Annotated in this window: 17 protein-coding genes and 2 pseudogenes; 9 read left to right on the top strand and 10 right to left on the bottom strand. The window is 61.0% G+C overall.

The window, feature by feature from the left end:
• Position 1 precedes the first annotated feature (1 nt).
• From AAHK20_RS05815 to AAHK20_RS05800, 4 genes are all read right to left on the bottom strand, one after another.
• Entirely contained in the window at positions 2-853 is an 852-nt protein-coding gene (locus AAHK20_RS05815; protein WP_449180487.1) for an enoyl-CoA hydratase family protein, read from the bottom strand.
• A 62-nt stretch (positions 854-915) separates the two neighbouring features.
• Positions 916-1,482: a MarR family winged helix-turn-helix transcriptional regulator gene (locus AAHK20_RS05810; protein ID WP_449180486.1), complete on the bottom strand. Its 567-nt coding sequence runs from the start codon at positions 1,480-1,482 to the stop codon at positions 916-918.
• Positions 1,479-2,258, bottom strand: a complete 780-nt coding sequence (locus AAHK20_RS05805; protein WP_449180485.1) for an SDR family NAD(P)-dependent oxidoreductase — start codon at positions 2,256-2,258, stop codon at positions 1,479-1,481. The genes AAHK20_RS05810 and AAHK20_RS05805 overlap by 4 nt, the downstream gene beginning before the upstream one ends.
• Positions 2,255-4,645 (bottom strand): bifunctional salicylyl-CoA 5-hydroxylase/oxidoreductase, encoded by a 2,391-nt coding sequence (locus tag AAHK20_RS05800; protein WP_449180484.1) that lies wholly within the window; start codon positions 4,643-4,645, stop codon positions 2,255-2,257. Before AAHK20_RS05800 ends, AAHK20_RS05805 begins: the two co-directional genes overlap by 4 nt.
• Before the next feature lie 1,564 nt (positions 4,646-6,209).
• On the opposite strand from AAHK20_RS05800, the gene AAHK20_RS05795 reads away from it, so the two are divergent.
• A complete protein-coding gene (locus AAHK20_RS05795; RefSeq protein ID WP_449180483.1) occupies positions 6,210-6,542 on the top strand; it encodes an antibiotic biosynthesis monooxygenase family protein in 333 nt (110 codons plus the stop codon).
• A gap of 101 nt (positions 6,543-6,643) precedes the next feature.
• On the opposite strand, the gene AAHK20_RS05790 is transcribed toward AAHK20_RS05795, so the two are convergent.
• Positions 6,644-7,801 carry a pyridoxal phosphate-dependent aminotransferase gene (locus AAHK20_RS05790; protein WP_449180482.1) on the bottom strand — a complete coding sequence of 386 codons (1,158 nt, stop codon included), beginning with the start codon at positions 7,799-7,801 and terminating at the stop codon, positions 6,644-6,646.
• 37 nt (positions 7,802-7,838) lie between these two features.
• Positions 7,839-9,281, bottom strand: a complete 1,443-nt coding sequence (locus AAHK20_RS05785; protein ID WP_449180481.1) for an MATE family efflux transporter — start codon at positions 9,279-9,281, stop codon at positions 7,839-7,841.
• A gap of 548 nt (positions 9,282-9,829) precedes the next feature.
• Between AAHK20_RS05785 and AAHK20_RS05780 the strand changes: the two genes are divergently transcribed.
• Both AAHK20_RS05780 and AAHK20_RS05775 read left to right on the top strand, forming a co-directional pair.
• Positions 9,830-10,903: a DUF6765 family protein gene (locus AAHK20_RS05780; RefSeq protein ID WP_449180480.1), complete on the top strand. Its 1,074-nt coding sequence runs from the start codon at positions 9,830-9,832 to the stop codon at positions 10,901-10,903.
• Positions 10,904-11,081: 178 nt separating this feature from the next.
• Positions 11,082-11,735, top strand: a complete 654-nt coding sequence (locus AAHK20_RS05775; RefSeq protein ID WP_449180479.1) for a hypothetical protein — start codon at positions 11,082-11,084, stop codon at positions 11,733-11,735.
• A gap of 13 nt (positions 11,736-11,748) precedes the next feature.
• Here the strand turns inward: AAHK20_RS05775 and AAHK20_RS05770 are convergent.
• Positions 11,749-11,856, bottom strand: a pseudogene (locus AAHK20_RS05770) (GntR family transcriptional regulator); the annotation flags it as partial.
• On the opposite strand from AAHK20_RS05770, the pseudogene AAHK20_RS05765 reads away from it, so the two are divergent.
• The 5 genes and pseudogenes from AAHK20_RS05765 to AAHK20_RS05745 all read left to right on the top strand — a co-directional run.
• Positions 11,849-12,598 (top strand): annotated as a pseudogene (locus AAHK20_RS05765) (altronate dehydratase); the annotation flags it as partial. The pseudogenes AAHK20_RS05770 and AAHK20_RS05765 overlap by 8 nt on opposite strands.
• Positions 12,599-12,638: 40 nt before the next feature.
• A complete protein-coding gene (locus AAHK20_RS05760; RefSeq protein WP_449180478.1) occupies positions 12,639-12,980 on the top strand; it encodes an L-rhamnose mutarotase in 342 nt (113 codons plus the stop codon).
• 97 nt (positions 12,981-13,077) lie between these two features.
• Positions 13,078-14,034, top strand: coding sequence for a mannuronate-specific alginate lyase (locus AAHK20_RS05755; protein WP_449180477.1), 957 nt, complete (start codon positions 13,078-13,080; stop codon positions 14,032-14,034).
• 562 nt (positions 14,035-14,596) lie between these two features.
• Positions 14,597-16,954: a sialidase family protein gene (locus AAHK20_RS05750; RefSeq protein WP_449180476.1), complete on the top strand. Its 2,358-nt coding sequence runs from the start codon at positions 14,597-14,599 to the stop codon at positions 16,952-16,954.
• Positions 16,955-16,966: 12 nt separating this feature from the next.
• Positions 16,967-18,235 (top strand): alginate lyase family protein, encoded by a 1,269-nt coding sequence (locus tag AAHK20_RS05745; protein WP_449180475.1) that lies wholly within the window; start codon positions 16,967-16,969, stop codon positions 18,233-18,235.
• Positions 18,236-18,337: 102 nt separating this feature from the next.
• On the opposite strand, the gene AAHK20_RS05740 is transcribed toward AAHK20_RS05745, so the two are convergent.
• The 3 genes from AAHK20_RS05740 to AAHK20_RS05730 form a co-directional block, all read right to left on the bottom strand.
• Positions 18,338-18,901, bottom strand: coding sequence for a cytochrome b (locus AAHK20_RS05740; RefSeq protein ID WP_449180474.1), 564 nt, complete (start codon positions 18,899-18,901; stop codon positions 18,338-18,340).
• Between the two features lie 194 nt (positions 18,902-19,095).
• Positions 19,096-20,439 carry an aspartate aminotransferase family protein gene (locus AAHK20_RS05735; RefSeq protein WP_449180473.1) on the bottom strand — a complete coding sequence of 448 codons (1,344 nt, stop codon included), beginning with the start codon at positions 20,437-20,439 and terminating at the stop codon, positions 19,096-19,098.
• A gap of 78 nt (positions 20,440-20,517) precedes the next feature.
• Complete coding sequence (locus AAHK20_RS05730; RefSeq protein WP_449180472.1) at positions 20,518-21,963, bottom strand: aldehyde dehydrogenase family protein; 1,446 nt, start codon at positions 21,961-21,963, stop codon at positions 20,518-20,520.
• 523 nt (positions 21,964-22,486) lie between these two features.
• On the opposite strand from AAHK20_RS05730, the gene AAHK20_RS05725 reads away from it, so the two are divergent.
• Positions 22,487-23,848 carry a DUF1329 domain-containing protein gene (locus AAHK20_RS05725; protein ID WP_449180471.1) on the top strand — a complete coding sequence of 454 codons (1,362 nt, stop codon included), beginning with the start codon at positions 22,487-22,489 and terminating at the stop codon, positions 23,846-23,848.
• The last annotated feature ends 23 nt before the right edge of the window (positions 23,849-23,871 follow it).

Below are 23,871 nucleotides of genomic sequence, written 5' to 3'. Positions count from 1 at the left end.
GTCAGTCTCCTTCGAACACGGGCCGCGTTTTCGCGGCGAACGCGCGATAGGCACGCTCGAAATCGTGCGTCGCCATGCAGATCGCTTGCGCCTGCGCTTCGGCCTCGATCGCCTCGTCGACGCCCATGTTCCATTCCTGATGCAGCATCTTCTTCGTGATGCCGTGTCCGAACGTCGGGCCGGAAGCGATGTCCGTTGCGAGTTTGGTTGCGTCCGCAACCAATTCGGACGGTTCGCACAAGCGGTTGTAGAACCCCCACGCGTAGCCTTCTTCGCCGCTTGCCGAGCGTCCCGTGAAGAGCAGCTCGGATGCGCGTCCTTGGCCGATGATGCGCGGCAGGATAGCGCACGCGCCCATGTCGCAGCCCGCGAGGCCGACACGCGTAAATAGGAACGCGAGCTTGCTGCGCGCGGTGCCGTAGCGCATGTCGGAGGCCATCGCGACGATCGCGCCAGCGCCGGCGCAGACGCCATCGACGGCCGCGATGATCGGCTGCGGACAATGGCGCATTGCCTTGACGAGGTCCCCCGTCATGCGCGTGAATATCAAGAGCTCGGGCATCGGCAAGCCGATCAGCGGGCCGATGATTTCATGCACGTCGCCACCCGAGCAGAAGTTCTCGCCCGCACCGTGAATGACGACCGCTTTGATATCAGTCGCGTACGCGAGCTGGCGAAAGAGATCGCGCAGCTCCGCATACGATTCGAACGTGAGCGGGTTCTTGCGTTCGGGGCGATTGAGCGTGATCGTGGCGACGCGGTCGCGCACCGACCAGCCGAAGTGACGCGCTTCGTACTGAGCGAGCGTCGTGCGATTGCCTGCAAAGAGGCCGTCTGCGGTGGATGCTGTCATAGGTGTCTCTCTCCAAGCGTCAAGCGGCTTCGTTGTGCACGCAACGAAACGCGCCGCGCCAATCAGCTCTTGATGTTCTCGACCAGATGCTTCTTCAGCTTGCCGAGGCGCTGATGCATCTTCGATTTCTCGTCGAGGCCGAGGCCGCCGAACAGTTCGACGACCCATTGCTCGTGCGCGACCGCCATCCGGTCGAACAGCTCGCGGCCCGCGGGCGTCAAGCGCACGCTGAACGCGCGGCGGTCGTTCGGATCGGCATCGCGCGCGACGAGCCCTTCCTTTTCCAATTGATCGGTAATGCCGGTCACGTTGCCGCCCGTCACCATCAGACGACGCGAAATCTCGCTCATCTTCAGGCCCTCGGGATGACGCTCGAGCTGCGCCATCAGATCGAAGCGCGGCAGCGTGGTATCGAATTCCGCGCGCAGACGCCGGCGCAATTCGGCTTGCACGAGATTGGTCGTCGTCAGCATGCGCAGCCAGAGGCGCAGGCCCATGTGACTGTCGGCGCCGGTGCTCATCTCGAGATCGACGACGTTGTCGGCCGGCTTCGGCGTGCCTTTGCGGGGGGCGTCGTTGAGCGGCGCGCCCGCTTTCTTTTTAGCAGTCGCGTTGGTGCGATTCGTCACGTGACTTCTCCGCCTGAGACAGATATCGACTGGCCGGTGATCGAGCCGGATTCGGGCTGACAAAGCCACAGCACCGCGTGCGCGACTTCGCCGGGCGTGACGAAGCGCTGTTGCGGGTTGTTTTGCACGAGCGACGCGCGCGCTTCCGCTTCGCTTCGTCCCGTCTTCGCGATGATTTGATCGAGCGATTCGCGCAGCAAATCGGTTTCGGTGTAGCCGGGGCAGACTGCGTTGACCGTCACGCCTTTGGCCGCGACTTCGAGTGCGAGCGAGCGCGTGAGGCCGATCACGCCGTGCTTCGCCGCGCAGTAGGCGGCGACGTATGGGTAGCCGATCTGTCCCGCCGTGCTCGCGACGTTGATGATGCGGCCGGCACGCTGCTCGATCATTGCCGGAAGCACAGCTTGCGTGCAGAGGAACACGCCGGTGAGATTGACGTCGAGCATGCGCTGCCATAGCGCGATGTCGGTCTTCGTGAATGGCGCGGCTTTGGCTTGTCCGGCGTTGTTGACGAGCACGTCGACGACGCCGAACGTTTCGCTCGCCGTGGCGAATGCATCCGCAACCGACTCCGCTTGCGTGACATCGACGCTCACGCACGCGACCTCGCCAAACTCCGCAAGGCGTGTGCGTTGCCAGTCGAGCCGCGCGGCATCGCGGCCCATCAGCGTGACGCGAGCGCCGGCACGCAAGAGCGCTTCGGCCGTCGCCGCACCGATGCCGCTGCCGCCGCCTGTGACGACGGCGTGTTTGTCCGTCAGCGTTCGCACGCTCATACCATTTCCTCCGCACGCTGCGCGCGTTCGAGCGGCGTCGCGCGGGCGTTCTGTTCGGCCATGGCGCGCTCGCGTTCGAGATTGCGTTCGAGCTGCGATTTCGCCGCCGCGTATTGCTTCGGCCACATCACATCGAAATAGCCGATCTTGGCCGCTTCGGTGAGCGTCCACGCCGGGTTCGCGAGATGCGGCCGCGCTACCGCGCACAAGTCGGCGCGGCCCGCCGCGATGATGCTGTTGACGTGATCGGCTTCGGAGATCGCGCCGACCGCGATCGTCGCGATGCCCGCCTCGTTGCGGATGCGGTCCGAGAACGGCGTTTGGAACATGCGGCCGAACACGGGCTTTTCTTCCTTGCTGACCTGGCCCGACGACACGTCGATCATGTCCGCGCCCGCTGCCTTGAATGCGCGCGCGATCTCGACGGCGTCGTCGGGCGTGTTGCCGCCGTCGACCCAATCGTGCGCCGAAATACGCACCGAAATCGGCTTGTGCTGCGGCCAGACTTTGCGGATCGCCGTGAAGACTTCGAGTGGATAGCGCAGGCGATTCGCGAGCGAGCCACCGTAGTCGTCGGTGCGATGATTCGTGAGCGGCGAGAGGAAGCTCGACAGGAAGTAGCCGTGCGCGCAGTGCAATTCAAGCCAGTCGAAGCCCGCTTCTTCGGCCATTTCCGTCGCGCGCACGAATTGCTGCGTGATGTCGCGCAGTTCCTCGCGGCTTGCCTCGCGCGACCATTGGCTGACGTCTTTCAGATATTGCTGCGGCGATGCCGATACGAGCGGCCAGTTGCCTTCGGGCAGCGGCAGATCGATGCCTTCCCAGCTCACGCGCGTCGATGCCTTCGCGCCTGCGTGGCCGAGTTGCAAGCCGATCTTCGCGTCCGAGTTCGCATGCACGAAGTCGACGATACGGCGCCATGCTTTTAGATGCTCCGGCGCGTACATGCCAGGGCATCCGGGCGTGATGCGCGCCTCAGGCGACACGCAGGTCATTTCCGTCATCACGAGCGCGGCGCCGCCCATGGCGCGTGCGCCGAGGTGCATCAAGTGATAGTCGCCCGCGATGCCGTCGACCGCGGAGTATTGCGCCATCGGCGACACCACCACGCGGTTTTTCAGCGTCACGCCGCGCAGCGTGAACGGCGTGAACATCGGCGGAATGGAACGCGCGTTGGTGCTGTGCGTGCCGGTGTCGTGCTTGGTACCGGCCGCGTGTGACGCGAGCCAATTCTCGAACGACGAAAGGTACTGCGCGTCGCGCGTGCGCAGGTTTTCGTGCGAGATGCGCTGCGAGCGCGTGAGCAGCGAATACGCGAATTGTTCGGGCTCGAACGATGCATAGCGATCGACGTGTTCGAACCACTCCGTCGAATTGCGCGCGGCGTTCTGGATGCGCAGCACATCGACGCTGCGCACGTCGGTGTAATGATCGAGCGCGGCGTCGAGATGGCCAGGGTGCGCGGCGATGCTGGTGGCGAGTTCGATCGCGTCTTCGAGCGCGAGCTTGGTGCCGGAGCCGATCGAGAAATGCGCCGTGTGCGCGGCGTCGCCCATCAACACGACGGGCGTGGTGCCGCCGCCGTTGCGTGGCTTGCGATGCACCCATTGCCGGTTGACGACGCGCGGAAAGCGAATCCACTGCGACGAGCCGCGCAGGTGCGCGGCGTTCGAGATGAGCGGATGTCCGTCGAGATACTTCGCGAAGAGCCGTTCGCAGAACGCGATGCCGTCTTCCTTGCTCATGGTGTCGAGGCCGGCGGCGCGCCACACGCGCTCGGGCGCTTCCACGATGAAGGTCGACGTTTGATCGTCGAAGCGGTACGTGTGTGCCTGAAACCAGCCCCATTCGGTCTTTTCGAACGCGAACGTGAACGCGTCGAACAGCTTGTGCGTGCCGAGCCACACGAAGCGGCAGTCGCGCAGGTCGATATCGGGCTGATAGGTCGCCGCGTATTTCTGGCGGATGGCGCTGTTGGCGCCGTCGCAGGCGATGATCAGATCGGCGTCGTAGGCGTTGTCGTCCGACACGCTGGTTTCGAAGACGAGCTTCACGCCGAGTTCTTCGCAGCGCGCCTGCAGGATGTTCAAGAGACGCTTGCGGCCGATGCCGCAAAACCCATGGCCGGAGGAGCGGACCTTGCTGCCGCGGAAGTTGATCTCGATGTCGTCCCAGTGGTTGAACGCGTCGAGGATCATGTCGGCGCTTTTTTCGTCGGCGGCGCGCAAGTTGCCGAGCGTCTGGTCGGAAAACACGACGCCCCAGCCGAACGTGTCGTAGGGGCGGTTGCGCTCGATGACCGAAATGTCGTGCGCCGGATTCTGCAGCTTCATCAACAACCCGAAATACAGCCCGGCCGGACCGCCCCCGATGCAGACGATACGCATGCTCGCTCCTCGCGTGGTGTTGGATTTAATTTAGTCGTAGATATTTTAGGTGTCAAGTAAATTGGCGAAGGGCTGGCGCGGGATTCGTCTGACCATCGCAAACGGAGCTGACAAAGCCAAGGCTGGTACTCACTTCCGTGTCGCAATCGTTCACCGCCTCCCCACATATCTCCAATGGAATCAGTTCGTATCGAGGCCGCGCCACTTCTTACAGCGCGGTTCTGCGAGGGCTCGCTCAATGGAGGCAACGCGACAGGCATCGTCTCATTGCTACACGCCTGACGAAACGATTCTCCCTCCGAGGCGCATCTGTTCTATCAAGCGAAGAGCTACTGCTATTGAATGGAGGTACGGTTTTCCGGCGATGACTAGGAGAAGTGTGCACGATGAGGTCCGTACAGTATGTTTGCGCGTCGAGCAGCAGGAAAATCGATGGAAGGCTCGACGAGAGCACAGCCTGGTTCGAATTCCGTCAGGTGGCCCATCTGTTCGGCATGAATCTCGAACAGGCAGCCAAGTTACTCCGGCAAGCGTGCGCAACCGGCGACATTGAGCCTGCATACGACGTCAGGTCGTCCGATCGCTGCAAATGCCTGCTGAGTCACAGAGCAGTCGTCGCGGTCGGATACCGGGTCAACTATGGTCGGGCGACAGCCTTCCGTCACTGGTGCGCTTCGGCCCTAAGTGTCCTGTTCCGCTAAATCTCCTTCCTACTGACAGTTCGACAAATCCCGTTGAACACGTACTCAGTCGTACAGCTGAGATGCGTGGGCTGTGAGCCACCCGGGCCATGCCATCGTATTGGCTCAAGCATTTCACCGGGCTTTGTGAAGGCAGACGAGCTTGCGTCTTTGCCGGCTCTTGTGCCAGTGACAATAATGCTTGTTGCATCAATCACTTACGACAGCTGCCCGCAGCTTGTTCACAGCCTTGCCAACAAAATCTGGGGATAAGTGACGGACTCGAAGATGCCCGTCACTTATCCGCCGAAAACGAAATGGCGCGTCCGCCCCGATTGGCTGCATCCGCTTCGCATGGTTGCTCATACTGCGTCGACCACAACCCGTTGACCTCCGCCCTCAAGGGCTTGGGCCGGGATGGTATCGCCGAACTGTTCGGCAAACGGCGACGCGACTCCTGGGCGTGAACGCGATAGCGGCAACGGCATCCGTATTGATTGCCATCCACTAAACGTTGGCTTATCGCGGCGCGGAGACGACGTACAGCAATGGGCGTTCGTTGCACTGAGGCTCGCGTGCCGGACCCCTGCCTTGTAGTTACGTCGTGCGTGGGGGCGGCGTCCCGCGCTCGAACGCATTTACCTTGAAGAAGGTGCATCCTCCAGTCGAGCTGCTCGCTGTCTGACACGCGGGGCGCCAAAGTTGGCTTGACGTGGCGGCTTATCCTGTGAGTGCCAGAGCTACTCGGTCATCCGAATTTCTTGACGCAAATTAGCGGCGACGTATCCTATAAGCCGCAATCGGAGAAATGGCGCGTTGCAATGCCGCGAATAGGCAGGGGGCGACTACCTGCGGGCACTAACTCCATTGGTAAAGGGACTGCAATGATTGAGGTCACCAATACGTATGACCTGCAACCGGGCGTGAATCTCGCGTCTTACGCTGAATGGGCGAAGAAGACTGCGGAAACGATTCGGCAGCAGCCTGGCGTGCTCGAGCTTCGGGCAAACCGAAATATGTTGGGCAGCCCGCAGATTCGAACGACCACTTGCTGGAACTCTATGACTGACTGGGCAGCGTTCGCGGACGGGCCGTGGCGCACGATGGAGCAGGAATTGCGAACATTTGCGACCAATTTCAAGGCCGAAGTTTGGGGCCCGTCGCCGCTCCTGCCGATGCCACTCCGTCCGGACCCAACGGGCGGTGCTGGCGCATGAGCAGAACCAGGAGCGTCTCCAACATACAGAGCTGCGGTCGGTTCACTCTGTGATGTCCGGCTGTGGCTCTGTATGCTGCCGCTTCACATCGTGCCCGCCTTTCAGATTCCCCATGCCGCTCGCACACGATTGCGGATATCCGCGAGCCGGGAGACCGGTTCGTTAGCGAATACGAAGCGAATATATCGGCTAGCAACCGGTCCCCAGCCAACCATTGGAGTAGCGGCCACTTCACCTTTCGCGAGCAGCATTCGTGACGCATCGGGAGACGACAGTTTGAGTTGTTCCGTGTCGATTAGCATGGACCAACCTCCATCAGGGCGAATGACAGGAAGGTCGTGGAGCTCGGCTAGCAGAAAATCACGGCGCGTCTGCCACTCGGCTACCGCTTGCGCCACGCCATCGTCCGAGCAAGTGAGCGCGGCTGTCGCTCCAGGCATGCCGATGCCAACCTGGCACACGACGTTGGTCAGACTGGTCAGCCGGACGTCGGTCATGATGACTTCGGGGCCGACAATCCAGCCCACGCGCCATCCAATCATTCTGAACTCCTTGGAGACGGACCCAACCGTGATGGTGCGCTGCCGCATGTCCGGCAACGACGCTGGATGAATGACCGGGCGACCATCGAACAGGATGCGCTCCATCGCAGCGTCGTAGACGAGCCAGGCATTCGATTGCCTGCAATGCGAAGCGATGGCAGCCCACTCGGTTGCAGTCGCAACAAACCCGCTCGGCATGGAGGGCGACATGACGAGTAGCGCGCGCGTCCGTGGTCCAATTGCTGCTGCAAGACTGTCGAGGTCTAGCCGCCAACCGTCGGCACCCGGTATAAGGCGCGCGAACTTCGGAACGCCGCCGGCCAGACTGACGCGGTTGATGAGCCCAGCGTAGGTCGGGTCCGTCAGCACCACCTCGTCGCCGGGTTCCAGTATCGATAAGAGGACGTTGAGAATGCCGGCTAGCCCGCCCGCGGATATGATGCATTCGCTGTTCGCGTCGTAGCCGATGCCGGTCGATTGCTTCATGCGCGCGATGACCGCCTCGCGCAGTGCGACCTGACCGGTGAACGGTAGATAGCTGTTCGCGTCGTCATCGTCGACTGCCTCGTGGGTTCGACGGATGGCCTCGGCGGGCGGTCTTAGGTCGGTATCGAGATTCTCGAGCCGTAGAACGTTGCGGTTCTTCGATGAGTCCGCGGCGTCGCCCATTTTGTCGACACCGATGCCGGGAATATCTCGCAGACGAGAGACTGTCACAGCAACCTCCTCAAACTGGCCGGTACGATAGGGAGCGTCATTGCACACGAGGCCCGATGGTATTGCCAGCCGCCGCGCCTGGGACGCTGACTGCCGACGACGTCGGCTCGTTGGCATGCCGCTGTGCCAGGCGAGCGCAATCTCCCATCGGCAGGCGCCTGACGACAAGAAAGGCGACCAGCATCGCCATCGTTCCGAAAATCGCGCTGCCGGCTGCCTGGCCCACCAACACACCGATGGGACCATGTCGGATTCCGACCGCTACAAACGGCACTGTCCCGACCGTTGCTCGTCCCCAATTGAATAGCGTTGACAGAAGAGGACGGTCTAAATTGTTGAACGTCGCGTTCGCCACGAAAAGACAACCAACGAAGACATAGCTTGCGACCAGCCACGAGCAAAAAGTCGAGAGGATTGTTGCGGTAACACCGTGGGCGGAGAAAGCGCGAATTAGTCCGTTCTGATCAAACGCCAGCACGAGCCAGGCCACTGCAACGGTTAGCAGGACGAACGCGAGGCTGTTTCGTACAGTTTCCCGAATTCGGTCCGCTCGGCCAGCACCGAGGTTCTGCGAGATGATGGGACCGACCGCACCGGTCAGCGCGTATATCAAGGCGAAGGCGACCGGTGAGATGCGGTCAATTGTGGCCTGTCCGGCGACCGCCGCTGGACCAAAACGCGCCATTGCATGCGTGACGTACGCACTGGCGACCGGCGTCGCCAGGTTGGTCAGGACGGCCGGAAGGGCAACCTTCAGCACGGGCTTCACATCCCGCCACGAGCGCCCAATACGTGGGCGGCCGACCAAGTGATTGACTCTAGCCACTCCGTACAAACCTACAACGGCCAACGCTATGCGTGCGACGACGTTCGAAACGGCCGCACCAGTCAATCCAAGGTGCAGGCCGAAGATGAGAATTGGGTCTAGAACTGCCGTAATGACCGCCGCGGTGAGAGTCACCATCATGGCTCGTCGTGCATCGCCAACCGAGCGCATAATCGCCGCCGTACACATCCCAATTGCAAGCAGCGGATAGGTCGGGCCAGTGATGTAAAGGAAAGTGCGCGCCAACTCGCGCGTTTCTCCTCTCGCACCGAGCGCATTGAGGATTGGGTCGAGTAGCGCCAGCGTTGCTGCGCTCAATACGATGGTCACCAAACTCATCCAAATGAGACTGGCGGAAGCGACCTGTCGAGCTTTGGCATGTTGACCAGCGCCGAGTAAGCGAGCGACGGTCGCACTGACTCCAATGGTCGCGCCGATTGAGATGGCGACATGAAAGAAGGTGACGGTGCCCGCGAAGCCCACAGCCGCCGCTACCGAAGCATCGCCAAGAAGCGATATATAGAAAAGGTTCGCAAGGTCGACCGCGAATACCGCCATCAGGCCGATTGCGCCGGTGCCCGCCATGACAACCACATGACGCATGGTCGAGCCTGAAACGAAACGGGCAGAATGTTCTGAGGTGCGTACGTTCATCGCGTCGATGTGAAGGTCACAGTCCACGAATCATGGCATGAACCGCGGCCGTACACGGCTACGCCACTTTCCTAGCTCTCAACACGACCGGGAGATGACGCCGACGGAAGCGGCCTGGTTGCAGTCGCGGACCGCGCGCTCTATGCCGCCAAACGCCAGGGACGGAACCGGACCTGCGTGGCCGGGGCCGATAGCCGGATGAGGCAGTGGTGTGACGCGGACATGTATTCAGAGTCTGTGCGGCGTTGTGTTCCCGTCGACTTCCTGCTGAGAATCGAGCGTGTTTTTTGAAGTCTGGGCGTTCTCGGTCGTTTCACTCACATGGAATCAGGCGCCTGCGTGGATTCTTCGGCTGGCGCGCCAAGGCACGCTATCAACCCAGAAAACCCGCGGCTCGGCACAAGAGCAGAGCCGAGCAAGACTCGTGTCTTAGTCAGGGCAATCGAATCGTGCGGCGCATTGTGACGGGGGCAACCCGGGTTGGCGTGTACGCGCAATTCTCGCGACTCGCTGTTCCTCCAATGAGTTGCGTTTGAGGAGAGTCGTCAATGAACATCGATTTTCACTATGGCGTTGTGTATATCGTCGCGCGCGTGGCCGGCATGCCGGCCGACAAGGCGCTGACGGTGGCACACGCTTGCCAGTACGTCGATGACGCAACGACGGCGGGGATATTGCGGTTTGCAGGAGGCGAGACGTTTGAGCGCTTCGCGACTGCGCACAGGCTGTTCGATTATTCCAACACTGAAAACGACCAAAATCGGCTTGTGTGGACGCCATTCCATTTCCTCCCCGCTGGCGAGGGTGAAACCCTGCAGGAGAAAGCCGTTTGTCGCGCGGATAGCGCGATTGCGCGAGATGTCGTTCGGCGTGCGATTCGGCAAAGGGACGCCGATACCGCCCTGCATCGATTGGGCGTGACGCTCCATGCCTACGTGGATACATGGGCGCACCAGGGGTTCGCGGGAATCGACTGCGAGTTCAACCGCGTTCTTCGACTTGAGGCCGAGGACTGCACGACGGAGCACTGGCTGGCACATCTGGTCCATGCGACTGAGCACCTGGTCGATGACTTGGAGTCCAACGTGCTGACGAAGGCACTGCCAGTTGGTCACGGTGCTGCGCTGCATTATCCAGACCAGCCATGGGCGAAATGGAGTTACATCGACGGTAGAGGAACACCTGTCGAAAGGCACAACCTGGAAGACTTCGTTTGCGCGGCCGATATGGCTTGCCGTGTCGTTCAGGCATTTATCGCAGGAGCCGACGGTTTCGAGTCTCAGCCAGGAATACCGCCTAACGTGAAAGAGGTGCTTCGCAACTTACTCGCTAACAACAGAAGCGACAACGACCAGGAACGACTTCAGGCAATTTGCGATTCAGTGCAGACCGGAGCCATTCCTGGCCTGAAGGAGCGCATACCGGACTATGTGGCAAAAGGACTCGGCTCTTGGAAGTTCGAAGCGACAGGTTTGCTGTCAGACGATGACCATGGCGACCGTCCACGATGGGGCGAGGCCTTTGAAAGAAGCGACTACCGACGCTTCCACGACGCAGTGAAGGAGCATCGCTTCGTTGTTACGCAGGAGATTTTGCCCGCTCACGGACTGCGTATAGCCTGAATTGATTCACGTCGGGATTTGGTCGGCAGTGGCGTTACCCGCTCGCTCGAATGTTGTCGGTCCGACGCATCGTGCATATAGGCCCATGGGGCCGTCACGAGGCTCAGCCAGCCTGAGCTTAGCAAGCGGCCGGTACGCCCGAGGCCGATCCTCCACGGGCAAGCGCGGGAACGTCAATATGTTGAAACGTCGTCATTTCCTTGGAGCAGCATTCGGCTCGGCCCTCATTCCCGGTTTGGCGGCAGCGCAGACACAAGCAGCCAAGACGGGAGGCTCTGGCCAGCTCGGGCTCATGCCCTTGGCCGCGACCTCCGCCGCCGAGCGCCTGAATGAACTGGGTCCGGAAAATGCCGCCATGGCGGCATACGCGGGCTTGTGGGACGTCACCGAGACGGTATGGGATAAGCCAGGCGGCACTCCGGTCACGACAACCGGACTCGTCGCCGAACGCCGCATGATCGGGTCCTACCTGCAGGAGTTCATCCGTCCGGCTTCAGACACTTCTAGCCACGACATCAAGCGCATTGACTACCTGAGCTTCCAACGTGTGGAAGGCCGGTGGAAATACGTGTCGATAGAGATGCGAGCGCCGGTGGGCATCATGCCCGCCTACAGTTTCGACCGCGGCGACGCGGCGGGCGTCGTGCTCGTCCACGAACCGTTCGCGATCACGGGCGGCGGGTCCGAAGTGGCGGGGCAGATGCTGCGCATGAACACGGTCATCACCCGCGACGGCCCGGACCGTGACGTCAAGAACCAGCACTTCGTATTGTCCGACGGCGCCGGAACGGTCTGGCTCGCGCACCGTTACGCCTATACGCGCAGGGGCTGACGCCGAAGCCCTAATATTGCCGGTCTGCCTCGACCGGCGATTTGCCCGCTGCCGCCAGTCCGCGCATCCGCTCGATCGTGCGGCGCAGACGATCCAGCGTGGCCGCCGTCATCACGGAAGTGCCCGCAGCGCGATTGAAGGTCGGGCTTCAGTGCGGGGGCTCCGACGGATACTCCGGAATCACGGCGAATCCCGCACTTGGCGCAGCCGTTGACCTGCTCGTACGCAATGGCGGGACCGCTATCCTCTCCGAGACGCCGGAAATCTACGGCGCCGAACACCTGCTGACGGCGCGAGCCGCGTCGCGCGGCGTGGCGGATCGGTTGCTCGAGAAGCTGCGATGGTGGGAGCGCTATGCGGGCGATGCAGGTGGAGAAATGAACAACAATCCCTCGCCTGGAAACAAGGCCGGAGGCATCACGACGATTCTGGAAAAATCGCTGGGTGCGGTGTCGAAAGGAGGGGGCACCGCACTCAAGGCCGTGTACGACTACGCGGACCCGGTGTCCGTTTGCGGCCTCGTGTTCATGGATACGCCAGGCTACGACCCGGTGTCCGCAACCGGGCAAATCGCGGGAGGGGCGAATTTGATCTGCTTCACAACCGGACGCGGTTCGGTATTCGGTTCGAAGCCGGTCCCGACGATCAAGCTCGCGACAACCACAGGGCTCTTCGAGCGCATGCGGGCTGATATGGACTTCAACTGCGGCGAGATCGTCGACGGCTCACTCAGCGTTGAAGAGACGGGGGAACGATTGTTTCGACTGATGCTGGCTGTAGCGTCGGGCGAGCGGACCTGCAGCGAGGAAAACGGGATCGGCGAACGCGAGTTCGTGCCGTGGTTGCGGGGCGCGGTCATGTGACGGTCAGATTGGGTTGCTTATTTCTTGAGACGGAACAGCTATGCGCTACTGCTTTGCCCTGGATCTGAGAGACGATCCGGATCTTATCGCGCGTTACGAAGAACTTCACCGTGAGGTCTGGCCTGATGTCGTCAGGCATATACGCGAGCATGGAGTCTCGACTATGGAGATTTATCGCCTAGGAACGCGGTTATTCATGATCATGGAAACGGACGACGGCAGATATGACGCTGACAGAATGGCACGCGCCGCAGAGAGCAATGCTGCGGTCCGACAATGGGAAGAACTGATGTGGAGCTTTCAGGCTCCCACACCCTGGACGCCGGCAGGGCAGAAGTGGGTGCCGATGAACCGGATATTCGACTTGCAGCAGCAGGCATGAGAGCGCCGGACTGCCATGGATCGCGAGGTCAAGATTCGCCCCCAGCGCGATATAACTGACGTTTTCAAATACCGCCACCATCACCGTAGAGGTCTGCATGCTCCGGATGTCAGTTCGAGTGCTGCTCGCTCGCATGCTTGCCGCGATCGCGGTAATCGTCATCGCATCTTCTGCACGCGCGTGCGAAATACCGGCTCCTGTCAACACCATCGATCCCCCCGGCTACTATGACGACGCCTCGGGATACGCCGACGCAGTCAAGCCGATGCGCAACTTCGTTTCACGGCTCAACACGGCGGCCGGCAAAGGCGACTGGCCGTGTGCGTTGAGCCTGCTGGACAGCTGGGCGCAGGCCGACGCATTGATGGGCCACATTTCCGGCTATCAGGGCTATTACGAGCGGTCATGGGCAGGAACGGACTTCGCGATGGTGATCCTGCGTATGCCCCAACAGCTCCGCGAAGAAAACCGGGCGCGCTTCGAGGTGATCGATCCATGGCTTGAGCGAATCGCCATCGCGACGCGCGACGCGGAAGCGATCAACCATCTGCACAACAACCTGGTCTATTGGGCGGGCCTCGATCTAATTGCGATTGGCACCGTGACCGGCAACTCGAGCCTCATCGACTCGGGGCTCTTGCGCATTCGCGAGGGCATCCGCGACATCGGACCCGACGGTGCATTGGCGCGGGAGGTGAAGCGCGGCAACCGCGCGCTGCACTATCACACGTTCGCTCTGATTCCGCTGGTGTTCGCAGCGGAACTAGTGCAAAGGCGCAACATCGATCTGTATCGGGAGAGCGGCGGCGCGATCGGCCGTCTAGCCAATCTTGTGATCGACGCGGTAGAAAACCCCGCGAGCTTCACGAAGATTACCCCGATCAAGCAGGATCTTTTTCCGTGGACTTTCCACGATGAACTGTGTTGGGTGGAACCCTACTACGCGCGGTTCAGGGACAGTCGTCTACCGGCCATCATCGCGCCGCGCCGACCGTTCGACGAATGGCGCCTTGGCGGCAACGTCACAGCAGCCTGGGGTGTGGCGCTGCCCTAGACGGCTGCCGGCTGTCGAGTTGATGCACATGATCGCGAACGGGCAGATGACGCCTGTTCGCGCACCCTATCCATCTCCGCTCGCCCTTCGATTCATATCGCGACAGAGCCCATGCGAATGCCTGACCAAAGAATCAGCATATCCCTACAAAACACCTCGGTTTTTGAAGTTAACTATCTAGATTGCTTCCGATACAATCCAACCCACTTAATTCGAACAACGTCAATCAGCTTTGCCTTACGAAAAATGACAGGGAGTGCTTCGATGCCATTTCGTCGAAGAAGGCAAGGCGCCGATCTTAAATCCGAGGGTTAGTTCATGACAATTTCAAGGCGGCTACTGTCAACACTTTACGTAGTATTCCTATACATGATAGCCATTGGAATATAACAAACAGCGCCTGCCTACTCCTACAGTTGCAGCGCAACGGCTACTCCCCAAATAACCCCTCAGTCCCCCAATCCCACTATCGCCAACGACATGATGGTTTCGGCGGAAGCGGGCAGTGCCGTTCTTTTGCCGCTGGCTTGCATTCATCAACAACGACAGTTGGAGAACATTCATGGATCAAACCGATAAGCCGGCATGCGAGCCTGCTGCGCATCAACTGGCGGACAGCAGTATCGAAAGCAACGCACGACGACACTTTCTGGCGAGCCTCGGCGCGGCAGCGCTGCTCTCCGCCTGCGGGGGAACGGACAGCGGCGGCCCGGCTTCGGCATCCGTCAAGGCCACGGCCATTGCCGCAGCCGCCAAAGTCGGCGGCGCGGCTGCCCAGCCCGCCTATGCCTGGGGCAACGTGCGGGTCGTCGCCGGGGGCTATGTCACGGGCCTCGTCGCGCATCCGTGGAAACAAGGGCTCTTCTATGCGCGCACCGATATCGGCGGCGCCTATCGTTACAACGCGGCGACCAGCACATGGATCCCGCTGAACGACTGGACACCGCCATCGGACTCTCACTGGATGGGGATTGAGAGCATTGCCGTCGATCCGAGCAATCCGAACATGCTTTACATGGTCGTCGGCCTCTATACGAGCTGGTGGGCACAGAATGGGGCCGTACTCGTGTCGTCGGATCAGGGCGCGACCTTCACCTCGTCTCCGTTGAGCTTTCGGGTTGGCGGCAACGAGGACGGACGTCAGGTCGGCGAACGGTTGCAGGTGGATCCGAACCATGGCTCGACGCTGTTCTACGGGAGCTCCAACGACAGCTCCCAGCCCAGCACCAACGGCCTGTGGACCAGCACCAACAGCGGCCAGACGTGGACGATGGTGGGCGGCTTCAATGCGCTTTCCAGCGACAGCACGGGGGCCGGCGTGGCGTTTATCGCGTTCGATCCGAAATCCGGCGGCAATGGTTCACCGAGCCAGATCATCTTTGCCGGCGTATCCACCAGCACGGCGGCGTCGACCCTTTATCGCAGCGGCGACGGCGGCGTGACGTGGAGCCCGGTTGCGGGCGGCCCGACGAGCCCCATGATGCCGCAGCGCGGCCTGATCGGACCCGACCGTCAGCTGTACATCACGTACGGCAATAACAAAGGCCCCAACGGCATGACGGCCGGCCAGGTGTGGAAGTACGCTATCGACACCGGCGCCTGGACGAACATCTCGCCACCGAATAGTCTGGACAACTACCCGTCTGGTTTCAGCGGCTTGGCGCTCGATCCGTGGAACCCCGGTGTCGCCATCGTCATGACGATGGACCATTGGTGGCCGCAAGACACGATGTATCGCACTACCAATGGCGGCGCGACGTGGACGGATGTCGGCGCGAACGCTGTGCGGGACGCGAGCCTGGCGCCCTGGATGTCGGAAGGCCAAACGGAGCCCTCGTTCGGTAATTGGGCCCAGGCCATGATCGATCCGTCGAACATCGACCACGCGTTCTATACGACCGGCGGCGGCATCTGGACCACGTCCAACCTGACCGATGCCGACCGCGGTCTGGCGACCCACTGGAGCATCGGCGCCAACGGCATCGAAGAAACCGCCGTGCTCGCGCTGGCCTCGCCGACGGCGGGCGCCCCGCTCATCAGCGGCCTCGGCGACGTGGGCGGGTTCGTCCACACCAATTTGACCACGGCGCCGACGCAGTCAGCCGCGAATATCCACAACGGAAACGGCACGGGTGTCGATTTCGCCAGGAACGTCCCTGCGACGATGGTCATGGTCGGGACCGGCATTGGCAGCACTGGTGCATTCGGCGCCGTCTCGCAAGACGGCGGCGCGACGTGGACGGCCTTCGCCAATCAGGCCGGCTCGTCCAAGGGTTCTGGTGGCGTGGCCTTGTCCGCGGACGGCCGCACGATCGTGTGGGCGCCGTCCGATGTGGCGCCGGTCTACTCCACCAACAATGGCGCGAGTTGGAACACGTGCTTGGGGGCGTGGACGCAAACGCCGCTGCCAGTCGGTGTCCAGGTGCTTTCGGACGGGCTCAACGCCAACCTGCTCTATGCATGGAATGCCGCCAACGGTGCCTTCTACGGTAGCGGCGATCAAGGCGTGACGTGGCAGATTTCCGCCAGCGGCCTGCCCTCGAACGGCCAAGCTTCGACGGTAACCGGCATCCAGGGGCAGATCTGGCTCGCGACGTCGTCCGGCCTCTATCGCAGCAGCAACTCGGGCTGGACCTGGGACGCATTCCAGCCGGGCATCGTCACGTCGGCGATCTCGGTCGGTTTCGGCAAGGCGGCGCCCGGCGCGAGCTATCCGGCCATCTATCTGGCGGGCACGGTCAATGGCGTGATCGGCCTGTTCCGCTCCATCGACCAGGGCACGACCTGGTTGCGGATCAACGACGCTCAGCATCAATGGGGCGGTTACTCGCTGGTGGTCGGGGACCCCAGGACGTTCGGGACCGTCTACGTGGCGCCCAACAGCGGCCGGGGCATTCTCTACGGTACTTCGTCGACCTGATATCGGAGCCATATGGCATTTCGTCTTTCCTTGCGAGCAGCAGCCACGATTCCCGTTCTTTGCATCGTGATGCTTAGCGGGTGCATCGCCGCGACGCAGCACCCTACCGACGTGACCGGTTCATATCAGCCATACGCCGACGCGCAGCCGAAGCCTGCGCCCGGCGCTCGCATGGCCGGCGCACCTTTTGTTCACCCCGGCCTGCTGCATACGGAGAGCGATTTCTCGCGCATGCGCGAGAACGTCGCCGCGCGGCGGCAGCCGTGGTTCGACGGCTGGCAACGCCTGGTTGCCAACCGGCATGCGTCGCTCGACTGGAAGCCGAATCCGCAGCCGGCCATCTATCGCGGACGCAACCCCGACCACGCGGAGAATTACGCCACGCTCTTCAACGATGCCGCTGCGGCCTACGCGCTTGCACTTCGGTGGAAGATCACCGGCGACGACACCTACGCGCAACGCGCCATAGAAGTCCTGAATGCGTGGTCGCGCACGTTGACGATGATCGGTGGCAGTTCCGACAAGTTCCTGGCTTCCGGCATTTACGGCTACCAGTTGGCGAACGCCGGCGAAATCCTGCGCACGTCCCCACTGTGGCGCGCCGACGATTTCCGGCGCTTCCAGTCGATGATGCTAGGCGTGTTCTATCCCATGAACCACGACTTCCTCGCGCGGCACAACGGCGCAAAGATCGACCACTATTGGGCCAACTGGGATCTCGCAAACATGGCATCCATGCTGGCAATCGGGGTCCTGACCGACCGTCACGACATCTATGCCGAAGCGGTCGACTATTTCAGGCATGGCGCCGGCAACGGTTCAATCGAACACGTAGTGTGGAAGCTGTATCCGGATGGGCTGGGTCAGGTGCAGGAAAGCGGGCGCGACCAAGGGCATACCATGCTCGATATCGCGCTGCTCGGGGCGTTCTGCCAGATGGCCTGGAGCCAGGGGGACGATCTTTACGGATATGACGACAACCGGTTCCTGCGCGGAGCGGAGTACGCCGCCCGATACAACCTCGGGAAGGACGTGCCTTACACGCAATACACGAACAGCGACGTCACGCAACCCGTCATCTCGCCGAATTCGCGCGGTGACGGGCGTCCGATATGGGCACTCGTCTACAACCACTACGTTGTGCTCAAAGGGCTCTCCGCGCCGGATGTCGAGGCTTTTGCCCGCAAGGTCGCGCCGGAAGGCGGCGGTGGCGACTACGGTCCCAACAGCGGTGGCTTCGATCAGCTGGGATATGGGACGTTGACATATACGCTTAAATGACGGCCAGCGTCTCAGGCGGATTATCCGATATCGGTAGGGATCGGCGGCCGAATCGATCGCCGACCCAAGGTGCCCACTCGTTATCGAAATGCTGCACTTGGCCTACAAGATGCGCCGCAAGACATCGTTGCGGCGATCCGCGTCCCAAAAGCGATGCTTCAACGCACCGAGGATGTGAAACGCGACGAGCGCGAGCAACGTATAGGCTAACGTCCTATGCAACCACTGGAATACCTTGAACCAATTATCGTTTTTAGGCAGGAGCTCAGGCAATTGCACCCCGAAAAACGGTACGCCGTCGCTTTGAGTAAAGGTGCTCGACATCGAGTAACCCATCAACGGCACCACGATAGCCAAAGCGTACAGTAGGTAATGGGCTGCCTTGGCGCATTTCTTTTCCCAGTCGGCATGCCCTGCCGGCGGAGGCGGCAGCGTCTTCCGAGAACGGATCGCGAGTTGAACCAGAACGAGCAAAAGAGTCAGAATTCCGAACTGCTTATGAGTCGGGTAGTACCAGTCGAACTTGGCCGGAAGGTCATCGCTTAGTCTGACCATTGTCCATCCCATCCATAGTTGTCCGAAGATCAGGAACGCTCTGGCCCAATGGAGAAGCCGAACGACAAGCGGATACTTGTCTTCCGCCAATTTTGCAACTTGGATTTCCATCTCAACTCCCATCCTCAACGATCGAAGCGAACTCTTAAAACCTTCGATCCCGGTAACTCACGCCATGCCGGCAAAAAGCACTGCGTGGCTGGGGACCGCTGATGAAGAATCCGCAAGCAGACGAGCGAGTGCGCCGCAGGTAGCACGCGAACACTCGCTCCGACGCTCGTGTGTACCTAACGCAAAAAGCGCTGTCAACAGCACTCACGCAGCGCTTCGTGCAAAGCGCGCGCAATCAGGTCCGCCTCGTCCAACGTCAGCGTTAGCGGGGGGGACATGACAACCTTATTGGCGATGGCTCGCACCAAGACGCCGCGCTTGCGTGCGGCATCGGCGACGCGCGCCGCGAAGCCCTCCATCGGATTGAGGGGTGTTCGGCTCGCCTTGTCCGTCACGAGATCGAGGGCCAGCATGAGGCCTTTGCCGCGTACATCCCCCACAGTCTCGAATTCGCGTTTCAGCGGAAGCAACTGCTCTAGCAAATGCTGGCCGACGCTGCCGGCATTCGCAGGCAGCTTCTCGGATTCCACGATATCGAGCACTGCGAGAGACGCGGCACAGGCGAGCGGATGTCCGCTGTACGTATAGCCATGCATCACCATATGCGAGAAGCCGCTTCCGGTTTCGATGGCTTGCGCGATACGCCCGTTGTACATCGTTGCGCCCAGCGGCACGTAGCCCGCGGAGATTCCTTTAGCCAAGCAAAGAATGTCTGGTGCCACGCCCCAACCTCGGCTACCGAGCATGTTGCCGGTGCGACCGAAGCCAGTGACCACCTCGTCGGCGATCAGCAAGATGCCGTTTCGATCGCACACTTCCCGGACGTGACGCCAATAAGTGGCCGGCGGTACGATCAGGCCGCCCGCACCCTGCACCGGCTCTGCGATGAATGCGGCAATGGTTTGTGCGCCATGAAATGCGATCGTTTCTTCCAACTGTTGGATGCAATGCGCGACGAGTTCCTCCGCGTCTTCACAGCCCCAAGGGTTGCGATAGAGCCACGGCGTATCGAGCAGAACGCAACCCGGCAATAGAGGACCGTGGTTGTAGTGATAGACACCATTGCCTCCGACCGACGTTCCGCCCATATGTACGCCGTGGTAGCCATTACGCAGCGAGAGGAATTTCGTTCGCGAGGGCTCGCCTGCGGCGACCCAATATTGGCGAGCCATTTTCAGCGCGGTTTCGCACGCATCGGACCCACCGCTGCCAAACATCACGCGCTGCATGTCCTCTTGCTCGAACATCGCGCAGAGCCGATCGGCGAGGTCATACACGCGCGGATGCGCAACGCCGTCGAACGTTTGATAGTAAGAAAGCTCATCCATCTGACGCGAGATCGCGGCTTTCACTTCCGGCCTGTTGTGGCCGACATTGACGTTCCACAATCCGCCGACCCCGTCGAGCATGCGGTTGCCTTCGACGTCGAACACGTAGTTTCCGTCCCCTCTGGCAATGACGACGGTTGGGGTCGAGTGGCCTGCGGCCGCCGAGCTCATCGGGTGCCAGAAACGCTTTTGACGCTGTTGATAGTTCATGATGTATCACTCAAGAAGTGCTTATAGGGAACTGCAAAAAACCAATGCTTAGGTGTGGGCGCCGACGAATGTCGCGTGTCACAGTGCCGTGGTGACGACTTTTTCCTCGAGGTAGGATTCGAGCGCGGCCCGGGACAGATCGCGTCCAATGCCGCTGTGCTTGATTCCTCCCCACGGCAGGCGCGCATCGAGAGGGCTCCAGCAATTGATTGCCACGGCGCCTACATCGAGACGGTCGGCAACGCGGTGGGCTGTGGCGAGGTTTTGCGTCCACAGCGAAGCGGACAAGCCATACGGCGTATCGTTGGCGATGTCGATCGCCTCCTCTTCGGTGTCGAAAGGAATGACCATCCCGACCGGCCCGAACACCTCCTCGCTTGCGATTCGCATGCGGGGATGTACGCCGCCAAGCACGGTCGGCCTCATGAAATACCCGTGCTCAGATACCGCTTCGTCGCCCGCCAGCCTGATCGCGCCTTCCGCGATGGCGCCTTGGACATGCGCGCGCACGCGAGCGAGATGACGTTCATTGATGAGCGCCCCCATCTGCGACGATGGATCCGATGGCGGGCCAACGCGCATGCTGCGCGCTGCATCGGCGAGCCGCGTTTCCACGGCTTGCGCGAGCGAGCGATGCACGAGCACCCTCGATCCCGCGGCGCACGTCTGCCCTTGATTGACGAACATCCCAAGCGTCAAGGCGGGAATGAGTTGTTCTATATCGGCATCGGCAAAGACGATCTGTGCCGCTTTGCCGCCAAGCTCGAGGGTGACGCGCTTGAAGGTTTTGGCTGCTTCACTTGCGATCGAACGCCCCACTTCAGTACTGCCGGTGAAGCTGACCTTGCTGACGAGAGGATGCGCGACTAGCGCAGGACCTACCTGCGCGCCGATACCGTGGACGATGTTGACTACGCCATCTGGAATGCCCGCTTCGCAGGCAAGCTCGCCGAGCCGAGCCACCGCAATGGGAGCATCTTCCGAGGGTTTGATGACGACGGTGCAGCCGGCCGCCAGCGCGGGCGCCAGCTTCCATACGGCGATCATGAGCGGCGCGTTCCAAGGAATGATTTGCGCCGCCACGCCTACCGGCATGCGCTTCGTGTAGTTCAGCGTGCGCCGGCCCATGAACCCGTCGGTGGGGATCGTGCGGCCCTCTAGCTTGTCCGCCCAGCCTGCGAAGTAGCGAAGGACGTCGACGCTCATCGGCACGTCCATCATTCGCATTTCGATCGGCGGCCGTCCTTGTTCTTCGGCGAGCAACCTTTGAAACGTGTCGCTATCTCGCTCGACCAGATCGGCAAGGCGATGCAGCCAGCGCGCCCGAGCCGCTCCGCCGGCATTGGCCCACGAATCGTCGTGCAAGGCCGCGTGCGCGGCTTTCACTGCGCGATCGACATCCTCGCTGTTTGACGCAGGCACCCTGGCCAAGCGCTCGCCGGTCGCCGGGGCGAGCTTGTCGCAAAAGCTGGCGGACGCAGGCTTGCAACGCCGGCCGCCGATTAGGTTTTCGAGTTCCATCATCGCCTTCTTGATCCTCAAAGTGGGGTGTCAGGTCAGTTCGCACACCTCGATACACGTGATGGGTCATCGCGATTGCCGAAGGGTGGAGCCTCATGTTCGGGTCTACTTTATGTCGACGACGTGCTCTGGCTTGTCCGCTTTTGGCAATCGCTGCTTGAGCATCTGAATAGGGAATACCCGAACTTTTCTCACACCACCGGCTGCATCGTCGAGCCGCTTTGGCCCCGCCGCGAAGCACTTCCGAGAGCGCGCCATTTCCTCTAACGCCCGACGCGAACGGCTCATCGCCCGGTTGCATCTTTCATCATCGCCGAGTTTTCACAAATGCCGGAATGAGGGATTGATGTATTTACATACGGCCTATGACGCATATTGCATGTTGACGAATCTTTTATTCTGGGAATAATGAGCGCAACGCATCAGGGCAAGGCTGCGCCTGCCGCACTCGATCCCGATGCCGGTAGGTAAGAGGCGGTCGCTTCCATCCGATCGCCGTTACGTTCTTGGTTACGGGAGATCTCTCATGCAGTTGCATCTGAAGGCTGGTCTTGTCGCCGCATGTTCCTTGGCGATCTCGATGGCTTGGGCACAGTCGTCGGGAAACCTGACAGTCAGCGGCGCGGAAAAGGCGGGAAGCTCAGACGGCCGCATCACTGCGTATTCGGGCGCACAGTCGGCGCCCGCAGGGTGGTCGCCGGGCAAAGTCAGAGGCGACTATTCGCCGTACAAGTCTGAAAAGCCGCTGTTTTCCATCACCGCGGCAAACGTCGATAAATACGCAGCGAACCTGACGCCAGGCCAGATCGCGATGTTCAAGCAGATCAAGGACTACCGGATGGACGTCTATCCCACGCATCGCGACTGCGGCTATCCCGAGTGGGTTCAGGAAAACACCAAAAAGAACGCCGGCACGGCGAAGTTGGACGCAAGCGGCGACCATCTGGTGAGCGCAACGCTCCCGGGTCTTCCGTTCCCGGCGGCGAAGACGGGGCAGGAAGCGATTTGGAATTATCTGTCTCGCTACCGCGGCGTCGGCATCAATTGGGCCAAGGTCAACACGATGGTTTCTCCGCGTCCCGGCAGTTCCGAATGGATCGCAGTGACTGGCCGCCAACTGGTGTACACGCCTTGGGGAAAGAAAGGTGCGAATTCGCTGGGAGCGGACGAGGGGTTGTATTCGATCTATGTCGCCTACGAAACGCCGGCAGCACTCGCAGGGCAGGCGCTCGTGCAGACCGACAATTTTTCGAGCAACGACAGCCCCGTTTTCTACTACTTTCCGGGACAACGGCGCGTGCGCCGCATGCCGTCCTACAACTACGATGCGCCCCAGATCGGTTTCGAAAGCCAGTACACCGTGGATGAGCCCTGGCTCTTCAACGGCAGTATCGATCGCTTCGACTGGAAGATCGTAGGAAAGAAGGACATCTACGTGCCGTACAACGACTTCGCGATGTACGACTTCAACAAGAGCATCGGTGACGTCTTCAAGACTGACCAGGTCGACCCCTCGGCACGGCGCTATGAACTGCACCGCGTTTATGTGGTTGAAGCGGCGCTCAAGCCGAACATGCGGCACATCTCGCAGAAAAAGGTTTTATATCTCGACGAGGATACGTATCTCGCGCTGGCGGGCGAGGATTACGACGCCCAAGGCAAGCTTTGGAAAACTAAGGAAAGCTATCCAATTCCCATTTGGGAGCTTGGCGGCACATGCGACGTAGAGCCGTTTTCTCAATACAACTTGGTCACCAGCCGCTATGTGACCGATCAAAACATCGTGGGTGATGGGCAAGACGTTCAGTATCTCGATTCGTCAAGCTCTCCGATGTTCCGGTCCGACTACTACACGCCTGAAAATCTCGGCGCCATCAGCGAGCGTTGATACGCGATGCCGGCCTGACGATC

The organism is Trinickia camelliae, from assembly GCF_053525655.1.
The sequence above is the reverse complement of the archived record's forward strand: the minus strand, read 5'-3'. Positions and strand labels throughout refer to the sequence as shown.